The following is a 24265-nucleotide window of genomic DNA, read 5'->3' on the forward strand; positions in this document are numbered from 1 at the left end:
ACCGTCGTGAGAGTGGTCGATGTGCATCCGAGGCAGATCGGCGTCGAAGAGGAATTTCAGCTCATCGACGTGAGGACGCGACGTCTCGTTCCGCGCGCACCCGCACTGCTCGCCCGTCTGTCCGACGCGAGTTACGTCGCGGAGATGCAGCGGTGTGTCGTGGAAGCCAACAGCGCCGTCCATACCCGCCTCGCCGCGTTACGAGCCGACCTGCAGGCCAAGCGCGCGTTCCTCGTCTCCACCGCGGCGACGATGGGGCTGGGCGTGGTCGCAGCGGGATCGGTCCCGCTGGCTGTGCGGGAGGAGATCCGGGTGACCGAGACTCCCCGGTTCCGCCGCATGCTCACGGACTACCAACTGCTCGCACATGAACAGTTGATCTGCGGAACCCAGGTTCACGTCGAGATCTTCGACCGCGACGAAGCGATCCGGGTGGCACACCGGGTGACGCCTCATCTTCCGCTGTTCCTCGCGCTGAGCGCGAGCTCACCGTTCTGGCCGGACGGTTCGGACACCGGGTACTCGAGCGTCCGGCCGCTGATGTGGATCCGATGGCCCACCTCCGGGCCCGCGGCGCCGGTGTCGTCTGCCGCCGAGTACGACCGACTGGTCGCAGACCTGGTGTCGAGTGGGGTCATCACCGATCCAGGAATGGTCTATTTCGATGTGCGCCCCTCCTCGCATCTGCCCACCCTCGAACTGCGCGTGTGCGACAGTTGCCCGTCCGTGGACACCATCACGCTCGTCACCGGTCTCTACCGCGCCCTCGTCGACCGGGAAGTCGCGGCGGTGCGAGCGGGAGACGCGAACCCGGTCCCGTCGCCGACGCTCGTACGGGCGGCGATGTGGCGAGCAGCGCGAAGCGGCATGGAGGGCGACCTCATCGATCTCGACGTGTCACTCCCCCGCCCCGCCGTCGACATTCTCACGCGGTTCGTCGACACAGTGCGGCCGCAACTCGAAGAGAACGGCGACTGGGACCTGGTGTCGCAGCTCGCATCGGACGCCGCCACGCGCGGAAGTTCGGCCGCCCGGCAGCGAAGAGTGTTGCGCCGCAGAGGAAAACTGACCGATGTCATTGATCATCTGCTCGCGGAAACCGCCGGCTGCCCCTCGTCGGCCGGGGCCGCGACGCGCCCTCCCCGCACCTTGTTCCACGGGTACCGGTCTTCCGGTGGCGATACGCCGTACGACGAAGCGATCGACGCCGACGGTGCGCCGCGAGCCGTCTACCTGCGCACGGTCGAGGCCTTGTCGCGGTTCGGCGCTGCGGCGCTGCAGAAGGTGCAGGAGGACATCGGACATACGCAGCGCGCGGAGAAGTTCACCTTCCGTGCGCGCGGTGCCGGAGGCCCCCAGCCGTTCCCCATGGACGTGGTGCCCCGGATCGTCACCGCCGAAGTGTGGCAGCACCTTCAACGCGCGCTCGAGCAGCGCGCGAGAGCCTTGAACAGCTTCCTCGTCGACATCTACGGGCGCGGGGAGATCGTCGCGGCGGGCGTGCTGCCACCGGAGGTTCTCGATCTCGCACGCGGTTACCGCAGTACCGGAAAGGTGTCGCAGGGACGCGCGGTGCGCGCACACATTTCCGCCGTGGACCTCGCCTGCACAGGACCGGGCCGCTTCGTTGTGCTCGGGGACCACCTCCGCAGTCCGTCGGGTACGGGACATGCGCTGGCACACCGTGCGATGACGCGGCGTTTCCTGGGCGATCTGTGGCCGGCGACCGGCGTCGTCGACGTCGAGACGGTTCCCGCGCAGATCGCACGAACGCTGCGGGACGCTGCGCCCCCGGCAGCGCGCGGCGACGTCACCGTTGCCGTCCTGAGCGCGGGAGCGCAGGACCCCAGCTGGTTCGAACACACGATGATCGCCGATCTCGCGGGAATCGAGCTCGTCCAGACCGACGAACTGGTCGTGCGCGACGACGTCACCTACATCCAGCGCGGGCCGTCCTTCACGCGGGTGGATGTGCTGTACGCACGGATCGACGAGGACAGGTTGCTGTCGTCGGCCGGCTACGACGGGCGTCCGCTGGGACCGGGACTGCTCGCGGCGATGCGCGGCGGGACCCTCACGCTGGCCAACGCGCTCGGCAGCGGCGTGGCCGAGGACAAGTCCGTCTTCGGCTACGTGCCCGCGATGATCGAGTACTACCTGGGACAGCGTCCGCTGCTCGACCAGGTGTCCACATGGGCGTGTGCGGACCGTGCGCACCGCGACCATGTTCTCGCCCACCTCGGCGAACTGGTGGTCGAACCCGTCGACAGCAGCGACGACGCGGAGATCATGATCGGTCCGGAGGCCGGTGCCGCCGAACTCGACCTCCGCCGCCACGAGGTGATGTCGTTTCCGGAACGGTTCGTGGCCCACGAAATGGTGCCGTCGTCGACACATCCGACGTTCGACGGCGAGACGGTGCATCCCCGTGCGGTCGATCTCCGTGCGTTCGTGCACCTCGTCGCGTCCGGGTCCTCGGTGTCCGCCGAAGTCGCACCGGCGCTGCTCACGCGCGTCGCGCCGATCGGGAGCGCGGTCGTCGACAGGTCGCGGGTCGGTGGAACCAAGGACACCTGGATTCTCGACGCCTGAGACCGCGCAACGACGCGCACCCGCGACACGTACAACCCCGGCCCTGCTTCACTCGATGAGCGAGGCCACTTCGTGATCGGTCAGGGTGGTCTGAGGAACCCGCCCCGCGTCCCGGGCGAGCACGATCGCCCGGTAGAGCGGCCGTTCGACGAGGCCGGCGTCGCGTGCCTCGGCGCGGAGCTGTTCCACCAGAACCGACGAGATCGCCGCTGCCGGTGCGAGTTCGCTCGCGGCGAGCGCATTGGCGAGGGTGCGCAGCGCGAGCACGTCGAGTTCGCGCGCTCCCTCGCCGGCGTAGAGCGCCAGAGGAATCGTCACCAGGCCGTGGTTGCCGTCGTTGACCCGCAGCACCACCTGGGACACGCGTGCGACCCGGACGAGCAGTTCCACCCCCGCGAGCTGCCGTAGATCCACACTCCGGGAACGGAGCACTCCCGAGACGGTGACGACCGTCCCGTCGATCCGCAGATGGCGGTGGGTTGCGGCGAACGCACCGATCGTCGGCGGGGCCACCACCAGCACGCCCACCACGATCGCGGCCCACAACGGGGCGATGAGGTACACGAGTACACCTGCGACGAGTCCGATCCCCAGTGCGGCCAGCGCGACCTTCCGAACACGTGGCCGCAGCAAGCGGGCAGGGATCAGGTCGAGAGACACCGCTGCGGGCGAACCGCCCCGGCCTCTCGCGGCCGAGCCGTCACGCCCGTCATCCGCCGGCAACGACCTGCCCCACGCGTGCGACGACATCGGCGAGCGGCACGGTCTGCTGTTCACCGTTGCGGAGATCCTTGACGACGATCTCCCCCGCTTCGAGTTCCCGCTCGCCGAGGACCAGCGCGACCACGGCGCCGGACTTGTCCGCCGCCTTCATCGCACCCTTGACGCCGCGTCCGCCGTACGCGAGGTCGACGCGGATCCCGGCCGCGCGCAAGCGATGTGCGACCGGGACGAGTGCAGCCTTGGCCGCATCGCCCATCGGCACCCCGTACACCTCGCAGCGCGCCGGGTTTCCGGCCGTCTTGCCCTCGGCTGCGAGGGCGAGGATCGTGCGGTCGACACCCAGCCCGAACCCGATGCCCGACAACGCTTGCCCGCCGAGTTGTTCCATCAGTCCGTCGTACCGTCCACCGCCACCGATGCCCGACTGGGCGCCGAGGCCGTCGTGCACGAATTCGAACGTCGTCTTCGTGTAGTAGTCCAGTCCGCGCACCATCCGCGGGTTGACCACGTACGGGACGCCGAGCGCGTCGAGATGACCGAGTACCTCGTCGAAATGCGCCTTCGCACTGTCGGAGAGGTGATCGAGCATCAGCGGAGCGTCCGCGGTCATCGCTTTCACGTCGGGACGCTTGTCGTCGAGTACCCGCAGCGGGTTGATCTCGGCGCGCCGTCGGGTGTCCTCGTCGAGAGGAAGGCCGAGGAGGAACTCCTGCAGCAGGTCCCGGTACCGGGGACGGCAGGTCTGGTCGCCGAGCGAGGTGATCTCGAGCCGGAATCCCTCGAGACCGAGGCTCCGGAATCCGGCGTCGGCGATCGCGATGACCTCGGCGTCGAGCGCCGGATCGTCCACACCGATCGCCTCGACGCCCACCTGCTGGAGCTGACGGTAGCGGCCTGCCTGCGGCCGTTCGTACCGGAAGAACGGACCCGCGTACGACAGCTTGACGGGCAGTTGCCCGCGGTCGAGGCCGTGCTCGATGACCGCACGCATCACGCCCGCAGTACCTTCCGGACGCAGCGTAACGGAGCGGTCACCGCGGTCGGCGAAGGTGTACATCTCCTTGGAGACGACGTCGGTCGACTCACCGACCCCCCGCGCGAACAGGCCGGTGTCCTCGAAGATCGGCAACTCGATGTGCCCGTAACCGGCGAGTCGCGCAGCTCGGGTCAAGCCGTCGCGCACGGCGACGAATTCCGCGGACTGCGAGGGAACGTAATCGGGCACACCCTTGGGCGCCGAGAACGTAGAGGCCTTGCTCACTGGTACTGCTTTCTCTCGTGGGCGGTTCGATGGTGCCGGCAGCGCGAAGCCGTCAGCGGGACTGCGGGAGCCCGACCAGGAACTGGTTCGACGTACGCTCCTGGCCGATAGTGCTGGACCCGCCGTGTCCGGGCAGGATCGCGGTGGAGTCGTCGAGGACGAGCAGCTTGCGCGCGATCGAGTCCAGGAGCTGTTCGTGATTGCCACCGGGCAGATCGGTACGGCCGATCGAGCCCTGGAACAGGGTGTCGCCGGTGAGGGCTACCTGCAGGCCCGCACCGTCCGGGGTGCTGGTGCGGGTGCGGAGCACCACCGAGCCCTGGGTGTGGCCGGGCGTGTGGTCCACCACGAACTCGATGCCTGCGTGCTCGATCTCGTCGCCGTCGGCGAACTCGACCACTTCCTGCGGCTCGGCGAACTCGACGCCGTCGAGGAAGGGCGCGAGGCTCGACCCCATGCCCTGCAGCGGGTCGGTGAGCATCATCCGGTCGCCGGGATGGATGTAGACGGGGATCTCGTACCGGTCCGCGACAGCCTGAGCCGACCACATGTGATCGAGATGGCCGTGCGTGAGCAACACGGCGCGCGGCGCGAGATCGGAGCCGATGAGGAATTCGCCCAACGGCTCGGCGGCATCCTGTCCGGGATCGACGACGACGCACTCCTTCGCGTTGTCCTGCGCGAGGATGTAGCAGTTGGTCTGGAACATCCCGGCAGGGAATCCGGTCACGAGCACGGGCATCGCTCCTACGAGTGTGGGCATTCGCGGTCCCCTACAGAGTAGGCGCAGCGCCCCGTCCTTTCGCTCTCAGGTTGGGGTGGCAAACTCGACTCGGCCCGAGAGCGCGGGCACACCATCGATCGGTTCACGGGAGGACAACTGCAGTGCCGAGCAACGCACAGCGGCGCAACGCCGCGAAACGCAAACTCGAACGGCAGCTCGAGCACAGGGCCGAACGCGAGCGCAGGCGCCGACGCATGACCATCGCGCTGTCGGCGCTCGGCGTCGTCGTGGTCGTCGCTGCCGCCGCGGCCCTCTGGTCGATCACCGGGAGTGAGGACGACACGGCCACGGATGCGTCCGCGGCCGAGACGACGGCCGAGACCGACAGCGAGTATCCGGCACTGCCCGCGGGCCGCTCCGAACCGCTGCCGGAGACCGTGAACTGCGAGTACCCGGCCGACGGGAGCGAACCGGCGAAGCCGGTCGAGGCGCCGCGCACCGAAGGCATCATGACCACCGGTGAGAACAACACCGATATCAGCGTGAGCGTGGAGACCACCCAGGGCAACATCGGGCTGATCCTGCACAACAGCGACTCCCCGTGCACGGTCAACAACTTCCTGTCCCTCGCGAGCCAGGGATATTTCGACGACACGACCTGCCATCGCCTCACCACGTCGCCTTCCCTGCGGGTACTGCAGTGCGGCGACCCGACGGGCACCGGTACCGGCGGACCCGGCTACGGCTTCGCGAACGAATTCCCCACCGACCAGTACGCGGCCGACGACCCCGCGTCGCAGGAGCCGGTGGTCTACCCGCGCGGAACGGTCGCGATGGCGAACACGGGCCAGCCGGGTAGCAACGGCAGCCAGTTCTTCCTGGTGTACGGGGATTCGCTGCTGCCCCCGCTGTACACGGTGTTCGGCACGATCGACGAGACCGGACTGACCACTCTCGACAAAATTGCCGAGGCGGGCGTCTCCGGTGGGGCCGCCGACGGTGCCCCCGGGGCAGCGACGACACTCACCTCGGTCAGGATGGACTGATGATTCGATTCCGTACCACCCTCGCCGTCGGCGCTGGGCTCGCATTGATCCTCACCGGATGTTCGGACGACGGGGGTGACGACACCGCCGCCTCCCCGTCCGGATCGGCGACGGCAAACGGTGCGGCGCAGTCACCCGAGTACACGGGCGCGCTGCCCGAGCGTCCCGCGGGCGGAGACCCGGTGTCGTGCACCTACACCCCGTCCGGCGACCCTGCTCGTGACGTGAGCGCTCCGGCCGCAACGGACGTACCCGCCGACGGCACCGTCGGCGTGTCCCTCACCACCAGCGTGGGGCCGATCGGGCTGGAACTCGACCGGGCGGAAGCACCGTGCACGGTCAACAGCTTCGTCTCGCTCGCCGAGCAGGGCTACTTCGACGACACGCCGTGCCACCGGCTGGTGACCTCTCCCGGTCTGCAGGTCCTGCAGTGCGGAGACCCGAGCGGCACCGGGACCGGAGGACCCGGATACGGGTTCGACACCGAGTACCCGGAGAACCTCTACCAGCAGGGTGACGCGCAGCTTCGGCAGCCCGTGATCTACCCGCGCGGCACCGTCGCGATGGCGAACACGGGACGGCCGGGCAGCAACGGCAGCCAGTTCTTCCTCGTGTACGCGGATTCGCAGCTTCCGCCGTCCTACACCGTGTTCGGCACCGTGGACGACGCCGGACTCGCCGTGATCGAAGAAGTCGCGGCCGAAGGTGATGACGGCTCGATGGCCGCCGGCGGCGGCGCGCCGAACCGCGGGGTACAGATCGAATCGGTGACCGTCGAGGGCTGATTCCCACCCGTTCTCACGACCGCCGGTCGTCCGCCCGTATGCCGGGACGGACGGCCGGCGTCGTCTCTGGGCACTCTCATGGCGCCTCGTACCGCGTGAGCGCCACTCCTCCACGGAATCTCCGCGCATCCAGGAGACGCAGCCCGGCCGTCGTGTACCCGTCGGGAAACAGCCGACGACCGCGGCCCTGCACCACGGGGTACACGAACAGCCGGTACTCGTCGACCAGGCCCGCCTCGATGAGGCTGTGGCACAACGTGATGCTTCCGGTGGTCACGATGTCCAGGCCGGGACCGGCCTTCAGTGTGCGGACCTGTTCGATCGGGTCTCCCCCGAGAATCGTGGCGTTCTGCCATCCGGGATCGCGAAGGGTCGACGACACCACGTACTTGTCCACATCGTCGAGGTATTCGGCCACCCCGGTCGGATCGTCGCGCTGCAGCGGCCAGTAGCTACGGAAGTCTTCGAACGTCCGCCTGCCGAGCAGCATCGTGTCGGATTGCCCGGACTGCGCACGGGTCTCCGCGAGGAGGTCCTCATCGGCGTCCTCGACCTCCGTGGGCGGGGAGAACCAGTCGTCCAGGATCTCGATGGATCCGTCGAGGGTGATGTTCTGGGTTATCGCGAGTGTGCGCATCGCGCCTCCTGGGGCAGTCCGGTTCTGTACCCGTACCGACCCCGGCCGGGAAACGAACTCATCGAGGATCGCTCGTACGAGGGCATGTCATCCGGTGGGACGACATCGGGTCCCTATCCGTTCGTCACCGCGTAGGCTACGCTCCCCGAATTGTGACCTTCGACACTTCTGTGCGTACGCACCTGGTACGTCTCGTTCTCGCGGTATTCGTCGCCGCGGTACCGGTTCTCGCAACCGGTTGTAGCAGTGACGAAGGCAAGACGGCCCCGGTCCTCGCCGCCGGGGAATCGAGCACGCGTGGCGCGCCACCCCGTGACATGTCCATCTACCCCGCACTGCCCGCTGTACCGCGTCCCGCCGCGGCGACGGTCTCGTGCACCTACGTCGACCGGGGAGAAGGCACCGTTGCCCACCCGCCGTCGACCGCACCCACCTCCGGCGTCGTGAATCTGACCTTGGACACGTCGGCCGGGCCGGTTCCCCTCGTCCTCGACCGCTCCCTCGCGCCGTGCGCCGTCAACAATTTCGTGGGTCTCGCGGAGCGCGGTTTCTACACCGGAACGTCGTGCCACCGGCTGTCCAACGATCCGGGCAGTCACCTCTACCAATGCGGTGACCCGACCGGGACCGGCACGGGCGGCCCCGGATACACCTTCGCAGACGAGTATCCGGTGCCGGCCTACGACGGACAGCCGCACCGGCCCGCAGCCGTCGTGTACCCGCGTGGCACCGTGGCGATGGCCAACACGGGCGTGGCCCACACCAACGGAAGCCAGTTCTTCCTGCTTCTCGGCGACTCGCTGCTGCGTCCGAACTACCCCGTGTTCGGACGTGTCGCCGATGCGGGGCTGCCGGTGCTGGACGCGGCTGCGGCATCCGGCAACGACGGCACCAATCCACTCGGCGGCGGCACGCCGATCACGCCCGTGACCATCGAGGCGGTGCGATAACCCTGCCCGTCAGGACGCAGAGGTGACCCGGTACACGTCGTACACACCCTCGACGTTGCGGACCACGTTCAGCACGTGGCCGAGGTGCTTGGGATCGCCCATTTCGAACGTGAAGCGGCTCACCGCAACTCGATCACCGGTCGTGGTCACCGAGGCGGACAGGATATTGACCTTCTCGTCGGCGAGAGCCTTCGTCACATCCGACAACAGCCGGTGCCGGTCGAGTGCCTCGATCTGGATCGCCACGAGGAACACCGACGACGGCGAGGGCGCCCATTCGACGTCGATGATCCGCTCGGACTGCTCACGCAGCGAACCGGCATTGGTGCAGTCGGTGCGATGCACGCTCACCGCACCGGTGCGGGTCACGAACCCCATGATCTCGTCGCCCGGCACCGGGGTACAGCACTTCGCGAGCTTCGAGACGGTGCCCGGTGCACCCGGCACCAGCACGCCCGAGTCGCCGCTCTGCCGCGACCGGGTGGGGATGGTGGACGGCGTCGACCTCTCGGCCAGTTCCTCCTCCACCCCTCCGACACCGCCGAGCAGTGCGACGAGGCGCTGCACGACATGGTGTGCCGAGACGTGGTGCTCGCCCACCGCGGTGTAGAGGGCCGAGACGTCGGAGTACTTCAGTTCCCGGGCGACACCGAGCATCAGGTCGGCGTTCATCAGACGCTGCAACGGCAGACCGACGCGACGGACTTCCTTCCCGATCGCGTCCTTACCGGACTCGAGCGCCTCTTCGCGCCGTTCCTTCGCGAACCACTGGCGGATCTTCGCCTTCGCACGCGGCGAGACCACGAACGACTGCCAGTCGCGGCTCGGGCCGGCGTTCGGATCCTTCGAGGTGAACACCTCGACGACCTCACCGTTCTCGAGTTTGCGCTCCAGCGCGACGAGACGGCCGTTGACACGTGCCCCGATGCAGCGATGCCCCACCTCGGTATGCACGGCATACGCGAAGTCGACGGGCGTCGAACCGGACGGAAGGGTGATCACATCACCCTTCGGGGTGAAGACGAAGATTTCCTTGACGGCCAGGTCGTACCGCAACGACTCGAGGAACTCGCCCGGGTCCGCGGCTTCCCGCTGCCAGTCGAGCAACTGCCGCATCCAGGCCATGTCGTCGAGTTCGCCGACGTCGCCCGAGTGGCGTCCCTTGGTCTCCTTGTACCGCCAGTGCGCGGCGATGCCGAACTCCGCGGTGCGGTGCATCTCGTGCGTGCGGATCTGCACCTCGAGCGGCTTGCCCTCGGGCCCGATCACGGTGGTGTGCAGCGATTGGTACACCCCGTAACGCGGCTGCGCGATGTAGTCCTTGAACCGTCCGGCCATGGGCTGCCACAGCGAATGCACGACACCGACCGCGGCGTAGCAGTCGCGTATCTCGTCGCACAGGATCCGCACACCGACCAGGTCGTGGATGTCGTCGAAGTCGCGGCCCTTGACGATCATCTTCTGATAGATCGACCAGTAGTGCTTGGGGCGTCCCTCGACAACCGCATCGATACGCGATGCCGCGAGCGTCTGATTGATCTCCGCCCGGACCTTCGCCAGATAGGTGTCACGAGAGGGCGCACGCGTCGCGACGAGGCGAACGATCTCCTCGTACTTCTTCGGGTGCAGGATCGCGAACGACAGATCCTCGAGTTCCCACTTGACGGTCGCCATGCCGAGCCGGTGTGCGAGAGGTGCGATGACCTCGAGCGTCTCCCGCGCCTTGCGCGCCTGCTTCTCTGGCGGCAGGAACCGCATCGTGCGCATGTTGTGCAACCGGTCGGCGACCTTGATCACGAGTACCCGGGGGTCCCGGGCCATCGCGATGATCATCTTCCGGATGGTCTCGCCCTCGGCGGCGTTACCGAGCACCACTTTGTCGAGCTTGGTCACACCGTCGACGAGGTGTGCGACCTCCTCACCGAAATCGGCGGTGAGGTCTTCGAGCTTGTAGCCGGTGTCCTCCACGGTGTCGTGCAGCAGTGCCGCCACGAGAGTGGTGGTGTCCATGCCCAGTTCGGCGAGAATCGTCGAGACCGCGAGGGGATGGGTGATGTACGGGTCGCCGGACTTGCGCTTCTGATCGGCGTGGCGTTCTTCCGCTACGTCGTAGGCGTGCTGCAGCTGCGACAGGTCGGCCTTCGGATACAACTCGCGATGGATCGTGACGAGCGGTTCGAGAACCGGCTTCAAGGTGGTACCGCGCTGGCCCGTGATGCGGCGCGCCAACCGGGCGCGCACACGGCGGGATGCGGACGTCGACGCCGGGGTCGGCGTCGGTCCGGAGCCTTGGGACCGATCAAGATTCTGGGTCATGCCACTCTCCCATCTCGGCCGCGCGCCCGGAGTCCGGACAGATCCTGTCCGGACGTACGGGGCACGGCCGGTCCACCGGTACCTGCCGCAACTGTAGTACTCAGATCCGGACGAGCGAGGTCAGTGGGTACCCCGCGAGCCGCGCACGCCCGCCCAGGGCCTCGATCTCCGTCACCACGGTGACGCCGACGATGTCGGCGCCGGCGCGCTCGAGGAGTTCGACGGTCGCGCCGAGAGTGCCGCCGGTGGCGAGCACGTCGTCGACGATCAGTACCCGCCGCCCGTGCAGAATCTTGGAATCACCCGGGATCTCGATGGCGGCAGTGCCGTATTCGAGGGTGTACTCGCACGTCTGCACCGGCGGGGGAAGCTTGCCGGCCTTGCGCACGGCCAGCACCCCGACGCCGAGATCGCGGGCGATGCCGCCGCCCAGCAGGAACCCGCGGGCGTCGATCCCGGCGACCAGTTCTGCACCGGGGGCGACCGACGACAGAGCGGTGATGATCGAGGAGAACGCCGGACCGTCGGCGAACACCGGCGTGAGATCGGCGAATCGGACACCCGGGTTCGGGAAGTCGTCGACCCACCGCGTGTGGGCGGTGACGGCTGCGGCGGCCTGGTCGATCAAATCGGAGGAATCGGTCCGAGAAACGTTCATCCTGTCAGTATCCACCGGTCCATGTTCCAGCCCGAACCCGCGGTGGTGGGATTCGGAACCCCGGCTGCCAGCCCGGACGCAAACCCGATCGAGCGGGGCTGCACGAACAGCGGCAGAGTCGGCATCTCGTCCCACAGGATCCGTTCTCCGTCGCCGACGAGACCCGAGATGCCCTGCTGGTCGCCCGCGACGAGCAGTCCGTCGAGAATCTCGTCCACCCGCCCGTTCGCGAATCCGCCGATGTTGCTGCCGGTACCCGAGTGCAGCGCCCCGCGCGCGATGTCCATGTCGGCAGTGCCACCGGAACCTGCCGCCGCGGCGGTACCGGCGAGCACGGCATCGACGTCCGTTCCCAGCTGGGACGGGACGAACGACTCCGATCCGGCGTCGACCACGTCGATCCCCGCGTCGCGGCACGACGCGGCGATCAGCTCGACGGTGCGGGCCCGCCTGTCGTCCGGCGCGAGGTAACCGACCCGGACCTCCATGCGTTCCTGACCGGACGCGGTGCGTTCACCGCGCGCCGCCTCGAGGTCGGGTTGGAGGTATCGCTCGGCGGGACCAGCCGTCTGCGGGTACAACGGCGAATCGGTCGCCAGCAGACGCGAGGAGACCGGGCCCGTCGCGAAACCCGAGCCCGCGCCCGAGGCACCGAGCTCGTCGAACAACTGCGTGCGGGGAACGCACAGCGCGAATGCCCGGCGCGCTGCGGGATTCTCGAAGACCCCGCGAGTGGCGAACACGATCTGTTCTAGATTGCGGGAGATCACCGTGGACGATTCGACGGCGCCGACCACCCTGTGCGCCTCGCTCATGGATCCGGCGCCGACGTCGACGACCTGGATCTGTCCGCTTTCCGCCGCAGCCGTCATCTCCGTCCCTCTCGGCCAGACGACGATCCGGTCGGTGCCGGGTGCGTTACCCCACCACCGTTCGTTGGCGACCAGGACGAGTCCCTCCTCCACGGTGTAGGACTCGATGCGGTACGGGCCCGCGGACGGGAACAACGCGGGATCGAATTCGCCCGGCGTGAGCGACCATCCGGTGTTCCAGAACTCGGCGATCCGGCGGACGTCGTCGAGGTTGTTGCCGTTGATCGCCCCGACCAGGTCGGCGACACCCGCCTGCCGCGCGGCAATGTGGGCGGGCATCAGTTCGGTCGCACCGAAGAGCGTGTTCCAGTCCGCGTCGCCGCGACCGCCCTTGAACACGACGGTCGCGTCTTTCGATCCGGGTTGGCAGTCGACGCGGTCGATGTCGGCGTACCCGCCGCGCCGGGACGAGTCGAACACGTTGACCTGCCCGCCGGATTCGTCCGGCGTGGTGAACCGTCCGCTCGCCGCCGCCCAGGTGAGTACGAGATCGTCACACGACATCGGCACACCGTCCGAGTAGACCGAGTCGGGCGAGAGCCGGTACTGCACGGTGAGCGGATCCCCCGGCACCGCGGTGGCGGTGCCGATGTCCGTGTCGGAGACGGCATAGCCCGACGGGGCGATGTACCCGAAGCCCGGCAGTACCCGCGTGAACGCCTGCCGGGCTCCCGACGCAGCACCGTCGACCGTGTTGGCGTTGTAGCTGGTCACCGTGTTGTCGATGGCGTAGCCGATCGAGTGCACCCGTTCTTCTTCCGTGGCACACGAGACCGTTGCCGCCGCGACCACCGCAAGCGCGATGCCCAGAGCCGCGCGTCGTGGCCGGCCCCTCCGGCGGGAGGCGTGCGTTCGCTGAATCCACTCGGTCACCGGCATATCAGGACTTTCTCTTGGCGCGCTTTCCGGTCGGTCGGGCTCCCGGCCTGGGGGCTCGCTGAACGGGCGCGTAGCGGGCTGCCGGAGGACCTGCAGGCGTGGCCACCGAAGTCCCTGCGGTGCCGGGGACTTCGCCGCTTCCGGCGGCTGCGGCGCGTGCCGCTGCCTCCTCGCGCTTGGCCAGTACCTTGCGGGTGTGCTTGGCGATCGGTCCGCGCCATTCCTTCAGCGTAACGAGCAGCGGGGTGGCGAAGAACACCGACGAGAACGCGCCGACGATGATGCCCACGAGCTGGACGAGTGCCAGATCCTTGAGCGTGCCGACCCCGAGCAACCACACCGCCACGACCATCAGCGCGATCACGGGCAGCACCGAAATCACGGTCGTGTTGATCGACCGCATGAGGGTCTGGTTCACGGCGAGGTTCGCCTGCTCTGCGTAGGTCCGCCGATGCAGATGCAGGATGCCCCGGGTGTTCTCCTCCACCTTGTCGAACACCACCACCGTGTCGTACAGGGAGAAACCGAGGATGGTCAGCAGGCCGATGACGGTCGCGGGCGTCACCTCGAAACCGACGAGCGCGTACACACCCGCGGTGACGATCATGTCGAAGAACAGGGCGGCGATCGCCGCGACCGCCATGTCCCGTTCGTACCGGATCGCGATGTACACGCTGACGATCACCAGGAACACCACCAAGGCGATGAGTGCCTTGTCGGTGATCTGGCTGCCCCACGTCTCGCTCACGTCCGCGACGCTGATCGAGTTGATCGAGGGCTGCCCGTCGGCGCCGGCCGGCTGGAACTCCTCGAACAGTGCCGACTGCACGGCGGCGACCTGTCCTTGGTCGAGAGTGTCCGAACGGATCTGGATGGTGGCGCCCGAACCGGCGCCGACCGTCTGGACCGACTCCGGCTCGAAACCGAGCGTGTCGCTGAAAACGGTCTCGACGTTCTCGGTGGTCACATCGGCGACGACCGGCATCTGGATGCGGGTGCCGCCTTCGAAGTCGATGCCCCACGTGAAGCCGCGCACGAGCATGCTCAGCAACGCGAGCAGCACGATCACCGCGGTCACGATGTACCAGCGTTTGCGCTGCCCGACGATCTCGAAGGCGCCGGTACCGGTGTAGAGCCCGGCAAGTGTTCCGCGACGCGTGGTGGGTCGTTCCGCTGTTGTCGTGTCGGTCATGGTCACGCCTCCTTCGCCGCTACCGCAGCGAGCTGGCGCTCGTGCGCCACCTGCTGAATTGCGCCCAGACCGTTCACGCTCGGCTTGGACCAGAACTTCGACCGCGAGGCCAGGTGCACGAGCGGCCAGGTCACGAGGAAGACCACCACGACGTCCAGGATCGTGGTCAGACCCAGGGTGAAGGCGAACCCTCGCACCTGTCCGACCGCGAGAACGTACAGCACCGCTGCGGCGATGAAGCTGACCGCATTGCCGGACAGGATGGTACGACGGGCACGGGCCCAGCCTCGCGGCACTGCGGAGCGGAAGCTCCGGCCTTCGCGGATCTCGTCCTTGATGCGTTCGAAGAAGACCACGAACGAGTCTGCGGTCATGCCGATACCGATGATCAGGCCCGCGATTCCGGCGAGGTCGAGCGTGAATCCGATGTACCGGCCGAGGAGCACCATCACCGCGTAGACCGCCAGCCCGGACAGGATGAGGGACAACGCGGTGAGGATACCGAGCATCCGGTAGTAGACCAGGCAGAACAGGAACACCAGGACCAGTCCGACGGCACCCGCGATCAGACCCGCTTCGAGAGAAGCGAATCCGAGGGTGGCCGAGACGGTCTCGGCTTCCGATGCGACGAAGGACAGTGGCAACGAACCGTACTTGAGCGTGTTCGCGAGTTCGCTCGCCTGAGTGTTGGTGAAGTTGCCGGTGATCGAGGTGGCACTGCCCGCGGGCGTCGCACCCTGGATGACCGGAGCGCTGACCACCTGCGAGTCGAGGGTGAAGGCGGCCTGCTTACCGATGTTGGCGGCGGTGAACTGCGCCCACGTGTTGCTGCCCTCGGTGTCGAAGGTCAAGCTGACCTCGTAGCGGGACTGCTGAGAGTTGAATCCCGAGGACGCGTCGGCGATCTGCTGTCCGTCGATGATGCTCGGGCCGAGCAGGTAGACGGAGGTGTCGTCCGTCGAGCAGGCCACGAGCGGAAGTGCCGGATCGTCGTTGCCCGCGAGCGGGTCGGCAGCCGAACAGTCGAGCGAGAGAGCCGCCTCCTGCTGAACGGCAGGGTCGGAACTCTGACGGAGGGCCCGGGCCGCAGCGATCTGGTCGGCGGCCTCTGCCTGCGGGCTTCCGGGAACCGCGTCGGCGGCCGGGGCTTCGGCGGGAGCGTCCGTCGCGGGAGCGTCTGTCGCAGGCGCAGGTGTGTCCGCGGGCTCGCCCGGTTCGACCGGCGCGTCCGTCGGGTTCTGTGCCGGGAACGGACGGCCCTGCGGCTCCGCGCCGTCCGTGGCGGGTGCCTGACCCTCTTCTTCGGCCGGCGGAGCTTCTGCCGGAGCGTCCGTCTCCGATTCCGGGGCCGGGGCGCCGTCGGCGGGGCCGTCCTCCTCGACAGGCTGCTCGGCCGCCGAGTTGGAGCTTGCGATCGGTCCTCCGAGCACGGGACGGATATAGAGCCGCGCCGTCTGTCCGAGCGTCTTCGCCTGCGAGCTGTCGTCGCCGGGCACCGTGATCACCAGGTTGTCGCCGTCGACGACCACCTCCGAGCCCGATACACCGAGCCCGTTGACGCGGGTTTCGATGATCTGCTGAGCCTGCTTCAAGCTGTCGGCGCTCGGGCTGCTGCCGTCCGGGGTGCGCGCGGTGAGCGTCACCCGGGTGCCGCCCTGCAGATCGATGCCGAGCTTGGGAGCCGGCGACTTGTCCCCGGTGAAGAAGACCAATGCATACAGCGCTACCAGGATCACCCCGAACAGGGCGAGCGAACGCGCGGGATGCACCGATCCATTGGAAGGTGCCACGGTGTGTGTGTCTCCTCGATACGAGTGAGTGGAATCGGAGATGAGCAGCCCTCAGAGGCGCATTACGCGCGTGGGGCGGCCACGCAGCCGCATCGGCGCCGACACAATGTCTCGGTGCGCCGCAGCGTCGGCGTCAGTGCTCGGTGGGACGCCCTTCGGACGGGTCGTCCTTGCCCAGCGACACGATGCCGCCGTCGTCTGCGGAGTCGTGCGCGGGCTCGACGCGCTCACGAACGACCAGGCGCGACCATGTGGTCACGACGCCCGGTGCGATCTCGAGTTCGACCGTGTCCTCCGCGAGCGAGACCACCGTGGCGTGCAGGCCTGCCGTCGTCATGACGCGGTCGCCGATGCGCAGCGAGTCCTGCAGCTCCGCTACCTTGGCCATTTCCTTCTTCTGACGCCGTACGCCCAGGAAGGTCGGGACGAGCAAGGCGAGAATCAGGAGCGGGAATAGCAGTTCCATCGTTGAAGTCAGTCCTCGGTTGTAGCCAGTGTCGTGGCGGCAGCAGGGCCGGCTCGACGTCGGAATCGGCCTCCACGGACCGATGCAATAAACCAGTGTGCCATTACCTCGCCGCAGACCCTACGACCACGCGCACGGGGTGCTAGACCCCGGGTGGTCCCGGACCCTCACCGGTTCGATCGAGCTGCGGTTCCCGTGCGCGCACCTCGATGCCACCGGTGGCTGCCTCCGGGGGCGGAGTCAGTCCGAGCTGCAGCCAGGCCGCCTGCGTCGCGACGCGACCACGTGGCGTGCGGGCGATCATTCCGGCACGCACGAGGAACGGCTCGCAGACCTCCTCGACGGTTCCCGGCTCCTCGCCGACCGCCACCGCCAATGTCGACACGCCGACCGGCCCACCACCGAAGCTGCGCACCAGAGCGCCGAGCACCGCGCGGTCGAGGCGATCGAGGCCGATCGGATCGACGTCGTACACCTCGAGCGCCGCGCGGGCGATGTCGCGTGTCACGACACCGTCTGCCCGGACTTCGGCGTAGTCGCGCACCCGGCGCAGCAACCGGTTGGCGATGCGAGGTGTGCCGCGCGAGCGTCCGGCGATCTCGGCGCTCGCGTCGTCGTGCAGGTCGATACCCAGAATCGTCGCCGAACGCCGCAGGATGAGCTGCAACTCCGCGGGTTCGTAGAAATCCATGTGGGCGGTGAACCCGAACCGGTCGCGCAACGGACCGGTGAGAGCACCGGAGCGGGTGGTGGCACCGACGAGCGTGAACGGCGCGACCTCCAGGGGTATGGAAGTAGCTCCCGGCCCCTTCCCCACCACCACGTCGACCCGGAAATCCTCCATGGCGAGGTAGAGCATCTCCTCGGCCGGGCGCGCGATCCGGTGGATCTCGTCGATGAACAGGACGTCGCCCTCGACGAGGTTCGACAGCATCGCCGCGAGGTCGCCCGCACGCTCGAGCGCCGGACCGGACGTCAGGCGCAGCGACGCTCCCAACTCGGCGGCGATGATCATCGCCATGGACGTCTTGCCCAGCCCGGGAGGACCGGAGAGAAGGATGTGGTCGGGTGTGCCGCCGCGCATGGTCGCGCCGCGCAACACCAGCTGGAGTTGCTCGCGCACTCTGGGCTGCCCGATGAAGTCGTCGAGACTCTTCGGACGCAAGCTTGTTTCGATGTCACCGTCGGTCGCGGTGAACGCGGCCGTCACCGGAGAGTCGTGCGGATCGTCGTACGAACCGCCCTCGTCGGGCAGGTCGTCGCCGGTCACCGGGACTTACCCAGCAACGACAGCGCCGCCCGCAGCGCGGTGGACGTGTCGGCGTCCGGGGCATCGGCCAGCACCGTGTCGGTGGACTGCTCCGCCTGTTTGAGCGGGAAACCGAGACCGACGAGCGCCTCGACGACCTGCTCGCGCACCGGCGATGCGGGCACGGCCGACAGTGGAGGCGCGCCGTTGCCGCCGAACGCGGCGACCTTGTCGCGCAGTTCCACGATCATCCGTTCGGCGCCACGCTTGCCGATTCCCGGAACCCGGGTGAGGGCGGCGGTGTTGCCGTCCGACAGCGCCGCCCGCAACGCGTCCGGTTCGAGGACGGCGAGCGTCGCCATCGCGAGCCGGGGTCCGACGCCGGAGACGGTCAACAGGAGCCCGAACAGATCGCGGGCATCGGGATCGGCGAACCCGAACAGGGTCATCGAGTCCTCGCGCACGATCATCGCCGTCATGAGCCGCGCGTGCTCGCCGCGTCGCATGGTCGCCAGGGTTGCCGGGGTCGCGTTGACGCGGTAGCCCAGCCCCGCCGATTCGATGACGACGTGGTCGAGTGCGATCTCGAGGACCTCGCCGCGGACGGAGGAGATCACCGTGTTCCTGCCTTCCGGGCTGCGGCCTGCTCCCGCAACCGTGCCTCGTAACGTCGTTTCTGTTCTGCCGCAGCGGCTTCCGCCGCGGCCATGCGGGCCATCATCGGCGCCCGCCAGCAATGGCAGATCGCCAGGGCGAGAGCATCCGCGGCGTCGGCGGGTTTCGGTGCCTGCGCCAGCCCGAGGATGCGGGTGACCATCGCGGTCACCTGCTTCTTGTCTGCTCCACCGTTGCCGGTCACCGCCGACTTCACCTGGCTGGGAGTGTGGAACATGACGGGTATGCCGCGTCGCGCGGCGGACAGTGCGACCACTCCCCCGGCCTGCGCCGTTCCCATCGCGGTACGGACGTTGTTCTGCGAGAAAACTCGTTCGACCGCGACGACCTCGGGCCGGTACCGGTCGAGCCAGGTCTCTGCCGCATCGGAGATCTGCAGCAGTCGTGTCGCAAGGTCGAGATCGGTGGGCGTCCGGACGACGTCGACGGCCACGGCGGTGACCTCCCGCCCCCGGCCGGCGTCCACGATCCCGAAGCCGCATCGCGTCAGCCCCGGGTCGACACCCATCACACGCACCCGTCATACCCCTTACGCACTACGAACAATTGTTCGATAGCCTATCGGAACGGGTCCGCCGCCCGCCGGTCCGACACGCGATCGGCCGGCGGACGCCGGGGGGTCAGTCTTCGAGTTCGGCGAGGACCTCGTCGGAGACATCGACGTTGGTGTACACGTTCTGCACGTCGTCGCAGTCTTCCAGCGCGTCGACGAGCTTGAAGACCTTGCGCGCGCCTTCCGCATCGACGGGGACCTCAACGGACGCCCGGAAATCGGGATCGGCCGAGTCGTAGTCGATACCCGCGTCCACCAGCGCGGTGCGTACCGCGATGAGATCGCCGGCTTCGGAGACCACCTCGAACTGGTCACCCAGGTCGTTGATCTCCTCGGCGCCTGCTTCGAGCACGACCTCGAGGATCTCGTCCTCCGAGCGCTCGCCCTTGTCGAGCACGACGACGCCCTTGCGGGTGAACAGGTAGGCCACCGAACCGGGATCGGCCATGTTCCCGCCGTTGCGGGTCATGGCGGTGCGGACCTCGCCCGCTGCGCGGTTGCGGTTGTCGGTCAGACACTCGATGAGCACCGCGACACCGTTGGGGCCGTAGCCCTCGTACATGATGGTCTGCCAGTCGGCGCCACCGGCTTCTTCGCCGCCGCCGCGCTTACGGGCCCGCTCGATGTTGTCGTTCGGGACCGAGCTCTTCTTCGCCTTCTGGATGGCGTCGAACAGCGTCGGGTTTCCGGCGGGGTCACCACCACCCGTCCGGGCTGCCACCTCGATGTTCTTGATGAGTTTCGCGAACATCTTCCCGCGCTTGGCGTCGATGACCGCCTTCTTGTGCTTGGTGGTGGCCCATTTGGAGTGGCCGCTCATTCGCTTGGAGCCCCTTCCGGCGAGGTACGTCGGATCACTACCGACTGTTCGGAGAGCCGATTCTACCTGCCGGATCACGCGTGTACGCGCACCGCATCGACGAAGAGCCGGTGCACTCGCAGATCACCGCCCACCTCGGGGTGGAACGAGGTCGCGAACACCGCGCCCTGCCTCACCGCGACGACGCGGCCCGCAGCAGGTCCGGTGGGCACCGTGGCGAGGACTTCGACGTCCGGTCCTGTCCTCTCGACCCACGGGGCCCGGATGAACACCGCCCGGACCGGACCACCCTCGACGCCCCTCACATCGAGGTCCTCCTCGAACGAATCGACCTGCCGACCGAACGCATTGCGGCGCACGGTGATGTCGAGCGCGTCGAGGTGCTCGGCGTCCGGTCGCGTGTCGAGAACCTCGGAGGCGAGCAGGATCATCCCGGCACACGAACCGTATGCGGGCATCCCCTCCCCGAGCCGGGATCGCACCGGGTCGAGCAGATCGAACACGCGCAGCAACCGGCTCATCGTGGTGGACTCCCCACCCGGGATCACTATCCCGTCGACAGCGTCGAGTTCACCGGCGCGGCGAAGAGCGATCGTGCGGGCACCGGCGGCCTCGAGTGCTGCGCGATGCTCCCGCACGTCGCCTTGCAGTGCGAGCACCCCGATGGTCGGCGTCGTGGTCATGTATTCGTACCTTCTCCCGGGGGAAGCCACCTACGGCCGCGGCGTGCGGCTGAGGCCCTCCTGCACGACGGCAGCGACGAATTGTCCACGGCTGTCGAAGATTCTGCCCTGGGTCAGTGCGCGCCCGAATCCCGCGGCCGGAGAGGTCTGATCGTAGAGCAGCCAGTCGTCGGCGCGGAACGGGCGCATGAACCACATGGCGTGGTCGAGCGAGGCGCCCTGGATGTCCTCGTCGCGGTGGATGACCATCGACGAACCGAGCAGCGTCATGTCGCTCATATAAGCGAGCGTGCACACGTGGAGAACCGGGTCGTCCGGCAGCGGCAGGCGCGACCGGAACCACAACTGCTGCTGGGAGGCCGAGCCGTCGCGTCGCACGATGCGATCCTGCGGTACGAACCGGAACTCCCATTCCGACCACTCCCGGTTCACCCACCGGTATTCGGGGTCGGGTGAGTCCATGGCGTCGGTCAGCTCGTCAGGCATCGGCACCGCGGGCATCACGTCCTGATGCTCGATGCCGTGGTCCTCGATGTGGAACGACGCCGACATCGTGAAGATCGCCTTGCCGTCCTGTACGGCCGTGACCCGCCGGGTGGCGAACGAGCGTCCGTCCCGCATCCGTTCGACCTGGTACACGATGCTTTTGTCCGGATTCCCCGGACGCAGGAAGTAGCCGTGCAGCGAGTGCACACCGAAGTCCGGATCGACGGTGCGCACCGCGGACACGAGGGACTGCCCGGCCACCTGACCGCCGAATGTCCGCTGCAGCAACGTCTCGGTCGCGATACCTCGGAAGATGTCGTTCTCGATCCGTTCCAGCGCCAGGATGTCTTCGATCTTCGCCATAGGGGCCCCTTCTCTGCTCCGTACCCGTTGAAGGCTAGCGGCAGGCCGGAACGGACACGCAGTTGCTCCTCCGCAGGTCGACGAGCACGTAGTCTCCGCAAGGGCCCGATTTGTGGCACTCTCTCACGCAAGGGAGGGTGGACATGGGGAACCACGTGCGGACACCGAGCAGGAACCACGTCACCGTAACCGGACGCCGAGGCGCCCCGGCGATCGTGCTGGCACACGGTTTCGGCTGTGATCAGAGTCTGTGGCGTCTCGTGGTTCCCACCCTGGAACAGGACTTCACCGTGGTGCGGTTCGACCATGTCGGAGCCGGCCGCTCGGACCTGTCCGCATGGAGCGCGTCGCGGTACTCGACTCTCGACAGCTACGCCGAGGACGCGCTCGAGGTGTGCCGTGATCTCGGACTGGGACCCGTTGTCTTCGTGGGTCATTCGGTGAGCGCGATGATGGGGGTTCTCGCCGCGGCACAGGACCCCGACGCGTTCAGCGGCCTGGTTCTCCTCGTGCCGTCGCCGTGCTTCATCGACGACCCGGCCACCGGATACCGGGGCGGGTTCAGCGCCGAGGACATCGACGAGCTTCTCGAGGCACTGGAAGCGAACTATCTGGGCTGGTCGGGTGCGATGGCGCCGGTCATCATGGGGAACCCGGAGCGTCCGGTACTCGGCGACGAACTGACCGATCTGTTCTGCCGCACCGACCCCGCCATCGCCCGTGTCTTCGCGCGCGTGACCTTCCTGTCGGACAACCGCGACGATCTTGCGGCGGTTTCGGTGCCCACGCTCGTCGCGCAATGCTCGCGCGACGCCATCGCACCGCCGGAAGTGGGCGCTTTCGTCCATGCGGCCATCCCCGGCAGCGAACTCGTGACGCTGGATGCGACAGGCCACTGCCCACAGCTCAGTGCCCCGGACGAGACGGCCGCCGCCATCGCCGAGTTCGTGTCACGGATCGGATGACGACCCCGCCCCATCCCGAGGATCTGCCCGCGCGACGCGACCTGCCGGGCGCGCACCCGGACGACGAACCGGGGAGCGCAGCCCTCGGGCAAAGCCTCCAGGAAAGCGCGGAAAGCCTGTACGAGAATGCTCCCTGCGGCTACATGACGACCCTCCCCGACGGACGCATCGTGAAGATCAACACGACGCTCCTGGCGTGGCTCGGCTATCCGCGCGAGGACCTCGTGGGCCGGCGATACTTCTCCGATCTGCTGTCCGTGGGTGGACGCATCTACCACGAGACCCATTTCGCGCCACTTCTCCTGCTTCACGGCGAAATCGGCGGAATCGCATTGGAATTGACGGCGGCGAACGGGTCGCGGCTTCCGGTTCTGGTGACCTCGAACCTCGAGAGGGACGCAGCGGGACGGCCCGTCCTCGTCCGGACCACGCTGTTCGACGCGAGGGAACGACGCGCCTACGAGATCGAACTGCTCCGTGCGCGGCGCGAGGCCGAGAAGGAACGCGAACGACTTCAGCGCATCACCGCGGTCCTGCAGACCACCCTCCTGCCGCCGGCCCTGCCCCAAGTACCCGGACTCGACGTCGCCGCTCACTATCACATCGCGTCCCCGGACGAGGTCGGTGGAGATTTCTACGATCTGTTCCCGCTCGGCACCGATTCGTGGGGTCTGTATCTCGGTGACGTGTGCGGTAAGGGTGCCCGCGCGGCGGTGGCGACGTCGATGGTCCGGTACACGCTGCGCGCCGCGGCGGTGCACGAGTCCGACCCGGTCGCGGTACTCGGCGTACTCAACACCGCGTTCCTCGAGGAACGGGCGCGTGAATCCCGCGACGGTGAGCCCCGGGCGCCGTTCTGCACGATCGTGTTCGGCACCATCACCCCCGGCACCCGCGCGGGGAGCTTCGTGATCTCCCTTGCCACCGGCGGCCACCCACCGGCCGTACTGATGCGAGCGGACGGCACGGCCGACTATCTGCCCATGGTGGGAGGGCACCCGGTCGGACTGCTCGCCGATCCGCGTTTCGTCACCGCGCAGGTCCGGCTCGATCCCGGCGACACGCTGCTCCTCTACACCGACGGGGTGACCGAGGCGCGTATCGCGGACACCGTTCAGGACCGGTACGGCGAGGAGTCGCTGCTCGAGTTCGCCAGGGCAACGACGCCCGCGACCGCCACGGACACCGTCGCCGCGGTGCGGCAACTGCTCGGGGCTCTCGGGTCCGGCGTCCAGGACGACGTCGCGGTCACGGCGATCCACGCACCTCGATGGCTGCCGTAGACCGGCTGACAATGTGGGCCGGTTCGACCGGTTCCGCTGCCAACACGCTCGCCGAGCGGGCAGAATGCACCCATGGCCGACACGGGGCACCATCGCCGGGAAGACCCTCAGCGCACGCCGCTCTACGGCGTGCTGATGATCATCGCGGCACTTGCGGCCGCGATCGCGGTGAGTTTCTACGGGCCGGTGTGGCTCCGGATCGTCGTCTACATTCTCGCTGTCGTCGTCATCGCCATAGGGTTCGTGTTCACCCTGCGCGATTACTCCGGATAATCCGACCGCACGCCGCGCACCCGG

The 24265-nt window shown here is 67.9% G+C and carries 23 protein-coding genes; 7 read left to right on the plus strand and 16 right to left on the minus strand.

Features of this window, described 5'->3' with window-relative positions:
• The first annotated feature begins 12 nt into the window (after positions 1 to 12).
• Positions 13 to 2592 carry a glutamate--cysteine ligase gene (locus ACFWBU_RS06525; protein WP_378527829.1) on the plus strand — a complete coding sequence of 860 codons (2580 nt, stop codon included), beginning with the start codon at positions 13 to 15 and terminating at the stop codon, positions 2590 to 2592.
• A gap of 48 nt (positions 2593 to 2640) precedes the next feature.
• Here the strand turns inward: ACFWBU_RS06525 and ACFWBU_RS06530 are convergent, their stop codons facing one another.
• Genes ACFWBU_RS06530 through ACFWBU_RS06540 form a run of 3 tightly spaced genes read right to left on the minus strand, consistent with a single transcriptional unit; the run spans position 2641 to position 5312 of the window.
• Positions 2641 to 3315, minus strand: coding sequence for a hypothetical protein (locus ACFWBU_RS06530; protein WP_378527830.1), 675 nt, complete (start codon positions 3313 to 3315; stop codon positions 2641 to 2643).
• Positions 3302 to 4576, minus strand: coding sequence for a histidine--tRNA ligase (gene hisS, locus ACFWBU_RS06535; RefSeq protein WP_296549494.1), 1275 nt, complete (start codon positions 4574 to 4576; stop codon positions 3302 to 3304). Before hisS ends, ACFWBU_RS06530 begins: the two co-directional genes overlap by 14 nt.
• Positions 4577 to 4628: 52 nt before the next feature.
• Complete coding sequence (locus ACFWBU_RS06540; protein WP_346765177.1) at positions 4629 to 5312, minus strand: MBL fold metallo-hydrolase; 684 nt, start codon at positions 5310 to 5312, stop codon at positions 4629 to 4631.
• A gap of 149 nt (positions 5313 to 5461) precedes the next feature.
• Between ACFWBU_RS06540 and ACFWBU_RS06545 the strand changes: the two genes are divergently transcribed.
• Together ACFWBU_RS06545 and ACFWBU_RS06550 are read left to right on the plus strand one after the other, a co-directional pair.
• Positions 5462 to 6346 (plus strand): peptidylprolyl isomerase, encoded by an 885-nt coding sequence (locus ACFWBU_RS06545; protein ID WP_378527831.1) that lies wholly within the window; start codon positions 5462 to 5464, stop codon positions 6344 to 6346.
• A complete protein-coding gene (locus ACFWBU_RS06550; protein WP_169621753.1) occupies positions 6346 to 7131 on the plus strand; it encodes a peptidylprolyl isomerase in 786 nt (261 codons plus the stop codon). Before ACFWBU_RS06545 ends, ACFWBU_RS06550 begins: the two co-directional genes overlap by 1 nt.
• A gap of 76 nt (positions 7132 to 7207) precedes the next feature.
• Here ACFWBU_RS06550 and ACFWBU_RS06555 read toward each other — a convergent pair whose 3' ends face one another.
• The gene (locus tag ACFWBU_RS06555) at positions 7208 to 7768 is read right to left on the minus strand and encodes a dihydrofolate reductase family protein (protein ID WP_296549495.1); all 561 of its coding nucleotides are present in this window, start codon (positions 7766 to 7768) and stop codon (positions 7208 to 7210) included.
• A 152-nt stretch (positions 7769 to 7920) separates the two neighbouring features.
• Between ACFWBU_RS06555 and ACFWBU_RS06560 the strand changes: the two genes are divergently transcribed.
• Positions 7921 to 8718, plus strand: coding sequence for a peptidylprolyl isomerase (locus ACFWBU_RS06560; protein ID WP_296549496.1), 798 nt, complete (start codon positions 7921 to 7923; stop codon positions 8716 to 8718).
• Positions 8719 to 8727: 9 nt separating this feature from the next.
• On the opposite strand, the gene ACFWBU_RS06565 is transcribed toward ACFWBU_RS06560, so the two are convergent.
• The 12 genes from ACFWBU_RS06565 to ACFWBU_RS06620 form a co-directional block, all read right to left on the minus strand.
• A complete protein-coding gene (locus ACFWBU_RS06565) occupies positions 8728 to 11034 on the minus strand; it encodes a bifunctional (p)ppGpp synthetase/guanosine-3',5'-bis(diphosphate) 3'-pyrophosphohydrolase (protein WP_169621751.1) in 2307 nt (768 codons plus the stop codon).
• A 100-nt stretch (positions 11035 to 11134) separates the two neighbouring features.
• Positions 11135 to 11662 carry an adenine phosphoribosyltransferase gene (locus ACFWBU_RS06570; protein ID WP_206038678.1) on the minus strand — a complete coding sequence of 176 codons (528 nt, stop codon included), beginning with the start codon at positions 11660 to 11662 and terminating at the stop codon, positions 11135 to 11137.
• 26 nt (positions 11663 to 11688) lie between these two features.
• Entirely contained in the window at positions 11689 to 13443 is a 1755-nt protein-coding gene (locus ACFWBU_RS06575) for an ABC transporter substrate-binding protein (protein ID WP_296549497.1), read from the minus strand.
• Position 13444: 1 nt separating this feature from the next.
• The gene (secF, locus tag ACFWBU_RS06580) at positions 13445 to 14635 is read right to left on the minus strand and encodes a protein translocase subunit SecF (protein ID WP_378527832.1); all 1191 of its coding nucleotides are present in this window, start codon (positions 14633 to 14635) and stop codon (positions 13445 to 13447) included.
• A 2-nt stretch (positions 14636 to 14637) separates the two neighbouring features.
• Entirely contained in the window at positions 14638 to 16425 is a 1788-nt protein-coding gene (gene secD / locus ACFWBU_RS06585; protein WP_169621747.1) for a protein translocase subunit SecD, read from the minus strand.
• A gap of 133 nt (positions 16426 to 16558) precedes the next feature.
• Positions 16559 to 16891, minus strand: coding sequence for a preprotein translocase subunit YajC (gene yajC / locus ACFWBU_RS06590; protein ID WP_169621746.1), 333 nt, complete (start codon positions 16889 to 16891; stop codon positions 16559 to 16561).
• A gap of 142 nt (positions 16892 to 17033) precedes the next feature.
• Positions 17034 to 18146 (minus strand): Holliday junction branch migration DNA helicase RuvB, encoded by a 1113-nt coding sequence (gene ruvB / locus ACFWBU_RS06595; protein ID WP_296549512.1) that lies wholly within the window; start codon positions 18144 to 18146, stop codon positions 17034 to 17036.
• An 11-nt stretch (positions 18147 to 18157) separates the two neighbouring features.
• Entirely contained in the window at positions 18158 to 18757 is a 600-nt protein-coding gene (gene ruvA / locus ACFWBU_RS06600; RefSeq protein WP_296549499.1) for a Holliday junction branch migration protein RuvA, read from the minus strand.
• Entirely contained in the window at positions 18754 to 19332 is a 579-nt protein-coding gene (gene ruvC / locus ACFWBU_RS06605; protein ID WP_169621744.1) for a crossover junction endodeoxyribonuclease RuvC, read from the minus strand. The genes ruvA and ruvC overlap by 4 nt, the downstream gene beginning before the upstream one ends.
• 103 nt (positions 19333 to 19435) lie before the next feature.
• Positions 19436 to 20188, minus strand: a complete 753-nt coding sequence (locus ACFWBU_RS06610) for a YebC/PmpR family DNA-binding transcriptional regulator (protein WP_169621743.1) — start codon at positions 20186 to 20188, stop codon at positions 19436 to 19438.
• A 74-nt stretch (positions 20189 to 20262) separates the two neighbouring features.
• Complete coding sequence (pdxT, locus tag ACFWBU_RS06615; protein WP_169621742.1) at positions 20263 to 20871, minus strand: pyridoxal 5'-phosphate synthase glutaminase subunit PdxT; 609 nt, start codon at positions 20869 to 20871, stop codon at positions 20263 to 20265.
• 30 nt (positions 20872 to 20901) lie between these two features.
• Entirely contained in the window at positions 20902 to 21720 is an 819-nt protein-coding gene (locus ACFWBU_RS06620; protein ID WP_169621741.1) for an acyl-CoA thioesterase II, read from the minus strand.
• Between the two features lie 143 nt (positions 21721 to 21863).
• Between ACFWBU_RS06620 and ACFWBU_RS06625 the strand changes: the two genes are divergently transcribed.
• From ACFWBU_RS06625 to ACFWBU_RS06635, 3 genes are all read left to right on the plus strand, one after another.
• Positions 21864 to 22685: an alpha/beta fold hydrolase gene (locus ACFWBU_RS06625; RefSeq protein WP_378527833.1), complete on the plus strand. Its 822-nt coding sequence runs from the start codon at positions 21864 to 21866 to the stop codon at positions 22683 to 22685.
• Entirely contained in the window at positions 22682 to 23968 is a 1287-nt protein-coding gene (locus tag ACFWBU_RS06630) for a SpoIIE family protein phosphatase (RefSeq protein WP_378527834.1), read from the plus strand. Before ACFWBU_RS06625 ends, ACFWBU_RS06630 begins: the two co-directional genes overlap by 4 nt.
• A gap of 72 nt (positions 23969 to 24040) precedes the next feature.
• Positions 24041 to 24241, plus strand: coding sequence for a hypothetical protein (locus ACFWBU_RS06635; protein ID WP_296549502.1), 201 nt, complete (start codon positions 24041 to 24043; stop codon positions 24239 to 24241).
• The last annotated feature ends 24 nt before the right edge of the window (positions 24242 to 24265 follow it).

It is taken from the genome of Rhodococcus sp. NPDC060084 (assembly GCF_042730335.1).
Classification (GTDB): domain Bacteria; phylum Actinomycetota; class Actinomycetes; order Mycobacteriales; family Mycobacteriaceae; genus Rhodococcus.

Coding starts and splice junctions, on each gene's coding strand:
- ACFWBU_RS06610 (WP_169621743.1), bottom strand. CDS start 20,188: ATGAGCGGCCACTCCAAATGGGCCACCACCAAGCACAAGAAGGCGGTC.
- ACFWBU_RS06620 (WP_169621741.1), bottom strand. CDS start 21,720: ATGGCGAAGATCGAAGACATCCTGGCGCTGGAACGGATCGAGAACGAC.
- ACFWBU_RS06575 (WP_296549497.1), bottom strand. CDS start 13,443: ATGCCGGTGACCGAGTGGATTCAGCGAACGCACGCCTCCCGCCGGAGG.
- ACFWBU_RS06625 (WP_378527833.1), top strand. CDS start 21,864: ATGGGGAACCACGTGCGGACACCGAGCAGGAACCACGTCACCGTAACC.
- ACFWBU_RS06550 (WP_169621753.1), top strand. CDS start 6,346: ATGATTCGATTCCGTACCACCCTCGCCGTCGGCGCTGGGCTCGCATTG.
- ACFWBU_RS06630 (WP_378527834.1), top strand. CDS start 22,682: ATGACGACCCCGCCCCATCCCGAGGATCTGCCCGCGCGACGCGACCTG.
- secF (WP_378527832.1), bottom strand. CDS start 14,635: ATGACCGACACGACAACAGCGGAACGACCCACCACGCGTCGCGGAACA.
- pdxT (WP_169621742.1), bottom strand. CDS start 20,871: ATGACCACGACGCCGACCATCGGGGTGCTCGCACTGCAAGGCGACGTG.
- yajC (WP_169621746.1), bottom strand. CDS start 16,891: ATGGAACTGCTATTCCCGCTCCTGATTCTCGCCTTGCTCGTCCCGACC.
- ACFWBU_RS06635 (WP_296549502.1), top strand. CDS start 24,041: ATGGCCGACACGGGGCACCATCGCCGGGAAGACCCTCAGCGCACGCCG.
- ACFWBU_RS06565 (WP_169621751.1), bottom strand. CDS start 11,034: ATGACCCAGAATCTTGATCGGTCCCAAGGCTCCGGACCGACGCCGACC.
- ACFWBU_RS06555 (WP_296549495.1), bottom strand. CDS start 7,768: ATGCGCACACTCGCGATAACCCAGAACATCACCCTCGACGGATCCATC.